Origin of the sequence: Flavobacterium sp. (assembly GCF_013822155.1) — a bacterium.
In the GTDB taxonomy this organism is placed as follows: domain Bacteria; phylum Bacteroidota; class Bacteroidia; order Flavobacteriales; family Flavobacteriaceae; genus Flavobacterium.
In genome coordinates, this window is the sequence record NZ_PNJW01000152.1 from 1 (window position 1) to 1,692 (window position 1,692).

A 1,692-nucleotide genomic window follows, 5' to 3' on the forward strand; every position below is an offset into this window, starting at 1 on the left:
GGTAAAATGCACAGAAGTAGCGCTCCGGTGAGTTTGCGAACGCGCCGTCCACGAACAATGAACACGATCCGTGCTTCACCGTAAGCTAAGAGCTGGGTCAATTTTACATTAACGGTGAAACGCGTTAGAAATCAATGTTTGTTCTTTAGTTCAATGTGTGGTTCGCTCCTTACAGCACGCTACGGGCGCTCTAAGTTACATTAAAGTTAGACAACATATTAATGTCTTTAATTTGTTTTTTTAAAAGTCGAATACGAGATATTAAAATACCGGCAAGACTAAATACGAGAGTATAAAACGCTATTCCATGTAAAGCTGGTATAGTCCTTGAGTTTGCAAGTGATCCAACTCCATCAATATCGAGCTCAATAATTCCTTGTATATCATTGAATCTACCGTAGAACACAATTTTTCGATTACTTAATCCCCTATCGCCGAAAACATAACCATTAAATACTGGTTTGATTACATTACCATTATTATCTACAACACCGTCTTCGGATAATATAGTGCTAGTTAAGCCGTTCTCTTCCAAAATAATTTTACTTCCGCCTGGTGATAAGGTTTCACTGACAATAGTGTTGCCGTCTATACTTACTGAGCCGTCATAGCTATTTGGAAAATTTCCAATAATTGCGACACGCAATATTGACAAATTTTGCTGCGTTGTAGAACTTAAAACTAATTGACTAATAAAAGTCTCAACTTGACAAACGCCAGTAGAAATAAATAAAGCAATTTCACCATTTACAGATGAGGGTAACACATCTAATCCGTCAATAACGCACGGCGTATTTGGTATCGTTTGCCCGATTTGAGCTAAAGGTGTAATTAAAGGTACAGTTTGGTTTGGAAAAGTTTCGTATCTATAAATTATGCCAAAAGATCCAGAACCGTTATAAAACACAATTTTTCCATTATCGATGTCCACTCCTTGAAAAGTAACATCATAGGTTGATAAACCATCTGGCCTTAAATCAGAGTAGTCAACAACTTTTGATAATACAGTACCATTATGTTTATAAACACCATATAAAAGCCTATCTTGTACACGGGCGAACCCTGTAAAAACAATTACTCCATTATCAATAGCTACGGATGTTTGGTAGAAACTTTCAAAAACAAGGTGGCTAGACGGTATTAAGGTTCCATAGGCAGCAACGGTTGTAATGATGCCATTTTGATACCGGTAAATTCCATAGCCATGGGTGGTTTCTCCCACGAAGGCAACAACACCATCTTTGTCAAGATCAATTCCAGTATTATTATTAACATTGATAAAAGTACCTCCGCTTGGTGCAGGATCACCGTTACGGACTATTACAGTTTCAGAATTTCCATTGATTAAACGTAATGTATTATCCGCGCCACGAAACAAAATACGGCCATTATTAATTACTGGAAACCAGAAGCCATTTGCTGTTGTACTTACTAGCTTAGCTGTTATTGCATATGTTGGTGTTGAAAAAATGAAAAAAACAAATAAAGTAAGCCGCATAGTAATTCCATTAATGTATAATTTTATTTAAAACAAATCACGTATATACGCCATCAATATACTTAAGTAGTGTGACATTCTTATGAAAATATATCATCTCTGAAGCTATTTTGAATAATCTCTATAGTGTAAATCGGATTAGACTAACCCGGCCCTTTGCTCAACAATCCCCCCACATCCGTAGCAAATTATGG

At 36.6% G+C, this 1,692-nt stretch carries 1 protein-coding gene; it reads right to left on the reverse strand.

Features of this window, described 5'->3' with window-relative positions:
- Nucleotides 1-190: 190 nt before the first annotated feature.
- Complete coding sequence (locus C0512_RS15455) at nt 191-1,498, reverse strand: hypothetical protein (protein WP_290863185.1); 1,308 nt, start codon at nt 1,496-1,498, stop codon at nt 191-193.
- Between the last annotated feature and the right edge of the window lie 194 nt (nt 1,499-1,692).